At 67.7% G+C, this 8,995-nt stretch carries 9 protein-coding genes; 6 read left to right on the top strand and 3 right to left on the bottom strand.

Annotated features, from left to right (window positions below; all coding sequences use genetic code 11):
• Positions 1 to 217 precede the first annotated feature (217 nt).
• Both CHC08_RS46905 and CHC08_RS46900 read left to right on the top strand, forming a co-directional pair.
• Positions 218 to 2,782, top strand: coding sequence for a sensor histidine kinase (locus tag CHC08_RS46905; RefSeq protein WP_089213836.1), 2,565 nt, complete (start codon positions 218 to 220; stop codon positions 2,780 to 2,782).
• Positions 2,779 to 3,447, top strand: coding sequence for a response regulator (locus CHC08_RS46900; RefSeq protein WP_089213835.1), 669 nt, complete (start codon positions 2,779 to 2,781; stop codon positions 3,445 to 3,447). The genes CHC08_RS46905 and CHC08_RS46900 overlap by 4 nt, the downstream gene beginning before the upstream one ends.
• Positions 3,448 to 3,759: 312 nt before the next feature.
• Here CHC08_RS46900 and CHC08_RS46895 read toward each other — a convergent pair whose 3' ends face one another.
• Positions 3,760 to 4,356: a class I SAM-dependent methyltransferase gene (locus CHC08_RS46895; protein ID WP_179282649.1), complete on the bottom strand. Its 597-nt coding sequence runs from the start codon at positions 4,354 to 4,356 to the stop codon at positions 3,760 to 3,762.
• 303 nt (positions 4,357 to 4,659) lie between these two features.
• On the opposite strand from CHC08_RS46895, the gene CHC08_RS46890 reads away from it, so the two are divergent.
• The gene (locus CHC08_RS46890) at positions 4,660 to 5,400 is read left to right on the top strand and encodes a DUF4118 domain-containing protein (RefSeq protein WP_089213833.1); all 741 of its coding nucleotides are present in this window, start codon (positions 4,660 to 4,662) and stop codon (positions 5,398 to 5,400) included.
• A 488-nt stretch (positions 5,401 to 5,888) separates the two neighbouring features.
• Positions 5,889 to 6,914 carry an IS630 family transposase gene (locus CHC08_RS46885; RefSeq protein WP_089213838.1) on the top strand — a complete coding sequence of 342 codons (1,026 nt, stop codon included), beginning with the start codon at positions 5,889 to 5,891 and terminating at the stop codon, positions 6,912 to 6,914.
• On the opposite strand, the gene CHC08_RS46880 is transcribed toward CHC08_RS46885, so the two are convergent.
• Entirely contained in the window at positions 6,879 to 7,319 is a 441-nt protein-coding gene (locus CHC08_RS46880) for a hypothetical protein (RefSeq protein ID WP_179282648.1), read from the bottom strand. The two genes, CHC08_RS46885 and CHC08_RS46880, sit on opposite strands and share 36 nt — an antisense overlap.
• Positions 7,320 to 7,411: 92 nt before the next feature.
• On the bottom strand, positions 7,412 to 7,621 hold the full coding sequence (locus CHC08_RS46875) for a hypothetical protein (RefSeq protein WP_089213832.1): 210 nt from the start codon (positions 7,619 to 7,621) through the stop codon (positions 7,412 to 7,414).
• A 179-nt stretch (positions 7,622 to 7,800) separates the two neighbouring features.
• On the opposite strand from CHC08_RS46875, the gene CHC08_RS46870 reads away from it, so the two are divergent.
• Entirely contained in the window at positions 7,801 to 8,415 is a 615-nt protein-coding gene (locus tag CHC08_RS46870; RefSeq protein ID WP_089213831.1) for a VOC family protein, read from the top strand.
• Positions 8,416 to 8,636: 221 nt separating this feature from the next.
• Positions 8,637 to 8,995 (top strand): helix-turn-helix transcriptional regulator (locus CHC08_RS46865; RefSeq protein WP_089213837.1); only part of this gene is annotated, 359 nt, incomplete at its 3' end.

The raw sequence follows: 8,995 nt of genomic DNA, 5'->3' as shown, positions 1-8,995 counted from the left end.
GGAACGCGAGGTACGAGCGGTTCGCGCCGCGCCTCCGGAGCGGAGCGACCAGGTGGACGCTGTGGAACGCGAGGTACGAGCGGTTCGCGCCGCGACCCCGGAGTGACCGGTTGAAAACCGCAGAACGTGAGGTACAGGCGGTTCGCGCCGGGGTTTCAGAGCGGGACGACCGGTTGAACACGGGGTTCGCACGGTGGCTTCAGAGCGGAGTGGCCAGGTGAGCACCGCGCGTGGGCGGCTGCGGATCTATCTGGGGGCGGCCCCCGGTGTCGGCAAGACCTTCGCGATGCTCGGCGAGGGACAGCGGAGACTGCTGCGGGGCAAGGACGTGGTCGTGGGTCTCGTGGAGACCCACGGCCGGCCCCGCACGGCCGAGCTGGTCGAGGACCTGGAGATGATCCCCCGGCGGTCAATGATCCACCGGGGGACCGTCTTCACGGAGCTGGATGTGGACGCGGTCATCGCACGCAGGCCGAGAGTGGCGTTGATCGATGAGCTGGCGCACACCAACGTGCCGGGTTCGAGAAACAAGAAGCGCTGGCAGGACATCGAGGAGATCCTCGACGCCGGAATCGACGTCGTCTCCACGGTCAACATCCAGCATCTGGAGTCGCTCAACGACGTCGTCGAGGCGATCACGGGGGTGCCGCAGCGCGAGACCGTTCCGGACGAGGTCGTCCGGCGGGCCAACGAGGTCGAGTTGGTCGACATGTCGCCCGAGGCGCTGCGCCGCAGGATGGCCCACGGCAACGTGTACGCGCCGGAGAAGGTCGACGCCGCCCTCTCCAACTACTTCCGGATCGGGAACCTGACCGCGCTGCGGGAGCTCGCGCTGCTCTGGGTCGCGGGCAAGGTCGACGACCAGCTCGACCGGTATCGCGCCGACCACGGCATCGCCGGGACGTGGGAGGCCCGCGAGCGGGTCGTCGTCGCGCTGACCGGCGGTCCCGAGGGCGACACGCTGGTAAGACGTGCCGCCAGAATCGCGGACAGAACCAAGGGCGCAGACCTGCTCGCCGTCCACATCACCAGATCCGACGGCCTGACCGAGGGAGATCCGGCCAACCTGGCCCGCCAGCGCGTACTGGCGGAGAGCATGGGCGGCACCTATCACCAGGTCGTCGGCGACGACGTCCCAAGGGCGCTGCTCGACTTCGCCCGGGGGGTCAACGCCACCCAGCTCGTGCTGGGCGTGTCCCGGCGCGGCCGGTTCGCCCAGATCTTCTCCCGGGGCGTGGGGATCACGGCGACCACGATGTCCGGGTCCATCGACGTCCACATGATCACTCATGACGAGGCGAGAAAGGGACGTCGTCCTCCGTACTCCCGGGCCGCGCTGACCCGCAGGAGGAGGCTGGCCGGATGGGCGGTCGCCGGCATCGGGATGCCGGTGCTCACCGCCGTGCTGATCCCGTTCAGGGACGCGCTGTCGCTGCCCAGCGAGATCCTGTTCTTCCTGGTCATGGTCGTCGGCGTCGCCCTCATCGGCGGCATGTGGCCGGCCGTCACCGCGGCGGTCGGCGGCTCCTTCCTCATCAACTACTACTTCACGCCCCCCATCCACACCCTGACGATCTCCGATCCGGAGAACCTCTTCGCCCTCGTCGTCTTCATCCTGGTCGCCGCCGCGGTGAGTGGGATCGTCGACGTGGCGGCCCGCCGTACGAGGGAGGCGGCCCGGGCGACCGCGGACGCCGAGGTGCTCTCCACCCTGGCGGGCCATGTCCTGCGCGGAGAGGCGGCGCTGCCGTCCCTGCTGGAGCGACTGCGAGAGACCTTCGCCCTGACCTCGGTCACGTTGCTGGAGCGGATCGCCGAACCGGGGCCCGACGACCAGTCGGACCCCGAGGCCTGGCGGATCGTCGCCACCGCGGGCGGCTCCCCGTGCACCTGCCCGGGTACGGCCGACACGGACGTGACCATCGACGAGGGCCTGGTGCTCGTCGTACGGGGCAGGCTGCTGGAGGCGTCCGACCGGCGGGTGCTGGAGGCGTTCGCGGCCGAGGCGGCCGTGGCGCTGCGTCAGGAGAGGCTGAGGGAGGAGGCCGAACAGGCCAAGCCGCTGGCCGAGGCGGACAAAATGCGCACGGCGCTGCTCGCCGCCGTCAGCCACGACCTGCGCACCCCGCTCGCCTCGGCCAAGGCCGCGGTGGAGAGCCTGCGCAACACCGACATCCAGTGGAGCCCGGAGGATCGGCACGAGCTGCTCGCCACCGCCGAAGAGTCCCTGGTCAAGCTCGATCGGCTGGTCGCCAACCTTCTCGACATGAGCCGCCTGCAGGCCGGGGTGCTCGGGCTGCAGGCGCAGCCGACGGGAGTGGAGGAGGTCGTGCCCCGCGCCATCGACGATCTCGGTCACCTGGCCGAGAGGATCGAGGGGAACATCTCCGTGGAGCTGCCCGAGATCATCGCCGATCCGGCGCTGCTGGAGCGGATCCTGGTCAATCTCATGTCCAACGCGATCCGGTACAGTCCGGCCGGCCAGAAGGTCCTCGTCACGGGCAGCTGGCACGGCGACCACGTCGAGATCCGCGTCATCGACCGCGGCCCCGGCATCCCCCCGGAGGCGCACGATCGCGTCTTCATGCCGTTCCAGCGGCTCGGTGACCGTGACAACCACACCGGTGTCGGCCTCGGCCTCGCCCTCTCGCGAGGTCTCGCGGAGGCGATGGGCGGCACCCTCACACCCGAAGAGACACCAGGGGGAGGTCTCACCATGACCCTGACACTGCCCATCTCCTCACGGTCGCAGGCCGTGCACGCCGTTGCGGAGGAGGCATGACCCGCATCCTCGTCGTCGACGACGAGCCCCAGATCCTGCGCGCGCTCCGGATCAACCTGGCCGCCCGCCGCTATGAGGTCGCGGTGGCCGCGGACGGCGGCGCGGCACTGCGCGAGGCGGCGGACTGGCATCCCGACCTGGTCATACTCGACCTCGGCCTGCCCGACATCGACGGGATCGACGTCATCCACGGACTGCGTGGCTGGACCTCGATCCCCATCGTGGTGCTCTCCGGCCGGGCCGGAGGCGCGGACAAGGTGGACGCGCTCGACGCGGGCGCCGACGACTACGTCACCAAGCCGTTCAACATCGACGAGCTGCTCGCCCGCGTCCGCGCGGTGACCCGGCGGACGGTTCTCCACGAGTCCGAGCTCGCTCAGATCCACATCGGTGACCGCGTTGTCGACCTGGTCAGCAAGACCGTCTCCGACGGTGTGCGGCTGACCCCCACCGAATGGCATCTGCTGGAGATCCTGCTGCGCAACCCCGGCAAGCTGGTCAGCCAGCGCCAGTTGCTGACCGAGGTGTGGGGGGAGAAATACCTCAAGGAGACCCACTACCTGCGCCAGTACATGACCCAGATGCGCAAGAAACTGGAGCGGGACCCGGCCCACCCGGTTCACCTGCTGACCGAGCCGGGCATGGGATACCGCTTCAACCCCTGACCGCGACGTACGTACGGCGCCGCCGGATCGGCGCGGGACGGAGGCCCGGGCTTCTGATCGTTCACGCTCTCACCCGGGGTGGACGGTCAGGACACCGTACGGCCCGGACCTCTGATCCTTGGGCGGTTCCTTCACGCTCTCGCCGATGCAGGACGAAACCCAGGACGCGGTACCGCCCTGGGTTTCCCTCAAGGTCAGGTGAGACCCAGGACGCGGTGTTGCCCGGCTCTTGACCGCCGGGCGGTTCTTCACGCTCGTGTCGAGGCCGGGGACACCGTACCGCCCGGCTCTTGATCGCCGGGCGGTACGTTCTCACAGGGGTCGGGCGACGCCCAGGACGTGGCTGACGTGGTCGAAGGAGAGATGGTCGAGCCGCTCGATGCCGAACCCCGCCCGCTCGATGGCGGCGACGGTGTCGCGGGCGGGATGGCAGCCGCCGCAGGCGCGTGCCCAGAGCGGGGTCGCCATGGCCTCGACCAGCGCGACCACCGCGTTGTCCGAGCGCTGGTGCTCGTAGAACCGTAGTTCGCCTCCCGGGCGGAGAACCCGCTTCACCTCGGACAGCGTCGTCTCCGGCCGAGGCACGCAGCACAGGACCAGCGAGCAGATGACGGCGTCGCAGGACGCGTCCTCGACCGGCAGGCGCATCAGATCTCCGTCGAGGATACGCACCGGCGTCGAGATCTCGGATGCGGGAAGCTCGGCCACCGTACGGAGGAAGGGGTCCGGCTCGACAAGGATGATCTCGTCGAGTCCTTCGGGGAAGCAGGTGAGCTTGATCCCGTCGCCGGCTCCGATCTCCAGAACGCGTCCGGTGAGGCCGCTCAGCAACTGCTCACGCTGCGGAGTCGGACGGGACTCACACCCTCGTCCGGTATATACGGGGCGTGGGTGGTGAAACTGCTCCATCCCACATCCTGGGCTGCTCCTGGTATGCGGGGGTTCGCTGTGTCCGGGGGCGCGCACCGCCATGTCTCCTCCTGAGGTCGGCGCTTTCAGTGTCGGACCAGTTCGACCTGGATGGAGCAATTGATATGAGGCTCTTACGGGCTTGGCGCTGATTCATATGGTTTCTTGATGTCGCCCGCGGATGGGGGGGGAATTGGTCGGTCAGGCCGGAGGTGGGGTAAGGGCAGTATGTCGGTCTTGGCATATTGGCAGATAGGGCATGGAACCAATGCCTCTAGAGCGTGAGGGACGGGGGTGCGGTCAATGCCTCGCCATCTGGACAGAGACCGTGTCGCGATCGTGGCCGCGGTGGTGGCGCCGCTGGTCGTCTCGGCGATACTCGTGCCGTTTCGCACAGGCTTCTCGAACACGAACGTGGCTCTCGTACTGGTCGTGATCGTGGTCGCGGTGGCCGCCAACGGACACCGCCTCGCCGGCGCACTCGCGGCGGTGTCGGCCGCCGTATGGTTCGACTTCTTCTTCGCCCCGCCCTACGAGCGGTTCACCGTCACCAAGCCCGCGGACATAGAGACCGCCGTCCTGCTGCTCGTCGTGGGCCTGGTGGTCTCACAGCTGGCCGCCCGGGTCCGGCGCCTGCGCGTGATCGCCATCACCGACGCCGGCTACCTGGCCCGGCTCCACGACACCGCTGAGCTGGCCCAGTCCGCGAAATCACCCGACAGGGTGGTCGAGCACGTCACGACCCAGCTCATAGACCTGCTGAGCCTGCGCGGATGCCGCTTCGAGTACGGGTCCCTGATCGGTCATCCACCACGCCTCGAACAGGACGGCACCGTGGTCTGGGACCGTAAGAACTGGGACGTCGACCGGCTGGGCCTGCCGGACAGAGAGGTCGAGCTGCGGACGATCGGCAACGGCCATTTCTACGGCCGGTTCATGCTCGATCCCACTCCGGGGGCCGTCCCGCCCCTGCAGGCGCGCCTTGTCGCGGTGATCCTCGCCGATCAGGTCGGTGCCACGCTCGACACCGCCGGCAACGGCTGAGACGGGGCGGCCTCCTCCGGGAAGCGATCCGCGCCCACGCGCTGCGCTGACCTCACCGAACGCAATGCCCATCAACCACCCGTTTGACGGAGCTTTGTGATCGTTTTCAAGCACGTCCCTCCGGTTTTGTATTACACCGTCTTTTTATAAACCTTTTTGCCGAAAAATCAGTCAATATATGTAACTACTTCGGTGATCAAGCTTGTCTCGTGTGGGCCCTGGGAGTGCTGTGGACGATCCGGAATACAAGAAGCGCCGGCCACGCGAAGCGCTGGAGAGGTTGATTCGGAGACGGGGATTCTGGCGAGAAGATCCTCCACTTCCGGTCATTATGATTACCGGATCGGAGGACAGCGCGATACAGGCGGCGAGATGGCTGGCCAAGCCCTTCGAGGACCATCTTCCATTCGCTGACGTTCCGGCCGGGAGCGTCAAGGATCTTCCCGACCTGATCGACCGGTTCGGTAGTGACCTGGAGGCGCGCCCAGATGGTTTTGCTGTCCGCGCAGGGCATGCCCATCGACAAGATCGCGACGGTGACGTTCACCAGTCCGGACCGGGTCCGCGACGTGATCCACAACTTCAACACCGACGGCTTCGATTCGCTCTACCCGAAGTACAAGGGCGGCCGCCCAAGAACGTTCACGCTGCCCGAGCGCCGCGAGATCAAGAAGATGGCCAAATCCAAACCGGCCGAGCACGCTCTGCCGTTCTCAACCTGGAGTCTGGTCAAGCTGGCCGACTTCCTGGTCGCCGAGGGGGTGGTCGACGACATCAGCCACGAGGGCCTGCGCATCCTGCTCCGCGAGGAAGGCGTCACCTTTCAACGCGTGAAGACCTGGAAGTCGTCGAACGATCCCGGCTACGAGGCCAAGAAGGCCCGCGTCGAGCACCTCTACGCCATCGCCGACGGTGAGGTCATACCCGAGCAGGGCGAGCCCGAGGTCATTTTCTGCATGGACGAGTTCGGTCCGCTCAACCTCCAGCCCCACCCAGGACGCCAGTGGGCCGAACGCGGCGGCAAAGGCAAGGACCTCGACCGTGAGCCGCGACCGCGCCGCCGGACCACCTACACCCGCCCGCACGGCGTCCGTCACCTGTTCGCCGCCTACGACCTGGGCAAGGACCAGCTCTACGGCCACATCAAGAAGACCAAGAACCGCTCCAAGTTCCTGGAGTTCTGCCGCTACCTGCGCTCCCTGCACCCGGCAGGCAAGCGCATCGCGATCGTGTGCGACAACTACTCGCCGCACCTCACCACCAAGCGGTGCCGCCGGGTCGCCGACTGGGCCGAGGCCAACAATGTCGAGATCGCCCACACCCCGACGAACTCCTCCTGGCTGAACCGCATCGAGGCCCAGTTCACCGCCCTGCGCTACTTCATCCTCGACGGCACCGACCACGCCGGCCACCAGGAGCAGGGCAGCATGATCCGCCGCTACATCATCTGGCGGAACAAGCACGCTCAGGACGAGCGCCTACGCGAAGTCGTTGCCAGAGCGAACGTCGCCTGACCGACTACTACGCGGCTTCGCCGCGGCGCGCAGGTAGGAACGGATATCGTCGAGCCCGTCGAGTGCTCGTCCGTCGACATCCAAAGGGTCCAGCTCGGCCCGGGCCGCCAGAGCTTCAGCCAGCGCCACCGCTCGCTCACTGAGATGCCCGAACCTGCGGGCGGTGTGGCCCAGGCACAGGCCGGCCAGTCCGAGCAACTGGCTTCCGGTCGCCGCCCTCGCTCCCACCTCCATGCAGCATCGCTCGATGAACGCGCGATCGTCGTCGTTCAGCGCGGTGCCGACCAGAGCCACGGCCGCCGAGAGTTCATGCGCGGTGTCGCTGAGCCCGCGTTCCACCGCCGCGGTGACGACCTCGTGGGGCAGCGCAGGCGGATTCTCGAATGTTCGATGGGAGCGCGTCACGCGAAGACGCTACGCGATGCACACGGCGATGCATCGCGGAGCCTCACCCGCGGCGACGGGAGCCAACGGGGCGAACGTTGCCTGATGCGGCACTAGGAGTTGACGCCCTCCAGGCGCGCGACAACGCGGGCGAGCAGATCGCGGATCTCGATCTGCCCGGCCTTGAGCTCGGAGATGTCCTGGGCCATGTGGTGGAGATTTAGCTCCGTGCTGCTCTGCCCGGCTTTGATCGCTGCGACGTCGCTTTTGATCTCGGCGATGCCGGTCTCGACAGTGGAGACGCGTTCCTCGATGTACGGCACGGGCTCAGGATAAGCCGTCCTGGTCGAGCTGCGAGGTCAAGACTGCCATTTTCGCTGGTAGGCGAGCCCGGGGGCCTTCGCTTACCGGACCAATCTCGACCGAGTGGGGCGAAGCGGGTGAGCGGATCGATCAGGAATCGAGAAGCGTGGGTCACGGAGCCGCAAATAACGTCATCGCCATGGCTTCCATCGAATCCGTCACCCTTGAGGTGGCCGACCCCACCGCCGTCAGAAGTTTCTACACCGCCGCCTTCGGCTTGGACTCGCAGGTGCGTCTGCGGGCCTCGGAGGCGCCGACGACCGGGTTCCGTGGGTTCACGCTGTCGCTCACGGTGTCCCAGCCGTCCACCGTCAACAGTCTCATCGGCGCCGCCCTGGACGCCGGCGCCTCGTCGCTGAAGCCGGTCACGAAGTCGTTCTGGGGCTACGGCGGCGTCGTTCAAGCCCCGGACGGGACGATCTGGAAGGTCGCGACCTCGGCGAAGAAGGACACCGGCCCGGCCACCCGGCAGATCGACGAGATCGTGCTGCTGCTGGGAGTCGCGGACATGGCCGAGAGCAAGCGGTTCTACCTTGACCGCGGCCTGGCTGTGGCGAGGAGCTTCGGCCGCAAGTACGTCGAGTTCGCCACTCCGTCGAGTCCCGTCAAGCTGGCACTCTACGGGCGCCGTGCCCTCGCCAAGGACGCCGGCGTCTCTGTCGACGGCACCGGATCGCACCGGATCATGATCGGCAGTGATATCGAGTCATTCACCGACCCGGACGGGTTCGCGTGGGAGACCGCGTCGCGTTGAACCGGGTGGCGCGGACGCACCGGCCTCTGCCGCTCCTGGTCCCGCAGCGTGGCGGGGACGTACCGGCCTCTGCCGCTCCTGATCCCGCGGCGTCACCGGGGCCCTCACGATCGACCGTCCGGCGTGTGCGCGGGCGCGACCATGACACCGGGCTCGGCATCGCGGTGACCACCCGGCGTGCGGTCCGGGTGCCCGCGGACATCGACGAAAGGAATCCCCTCATGTGTCACCCTTCGTGGACGCGCGCACTCAACGAGGCGCAGCGCCTGAGCGACCTCGCGCGGCTGCGGCGCGTCCGGGACCGGATCGACCGGGAGTACGCGCAGCCGCTGGACGTCGAGGCGCTGGCCCGCGGCGTGCACATGTCGGCCGGGCACCTCAGCCGCCAGTTCCGGCTCGCCTACGGTGAGTCACCCTACAGCTACCTGATGACGCGCCGGATCGAGCGGGCGATGGCGTTGCTGCGCCGGGGCGACCTCAACGTCACCGAGGTCTGCTTCGCGGTCGGCTGCTCGTCACTGGGCACCTTCAGCACCCGCTTCACCGAGCTGGTCGGGATGTCACCCAGCACCTACCGGCA

Origin of the sequence: Streptosporangium subroseum (assembly GCF_900188345.1) — a bacterium.
GTDB lineage: Bacteria > Actinomycetota > Actinomycetes > Streptosporangiales > Streptosporangiaceae > Streptosporangium > Streptosporangium subroseum.
The sequence above is the reverse complement of the archived record's forward strand: the minus strand, read 5'-3'. Positions and strand labels throughout refer to the sequence as shown.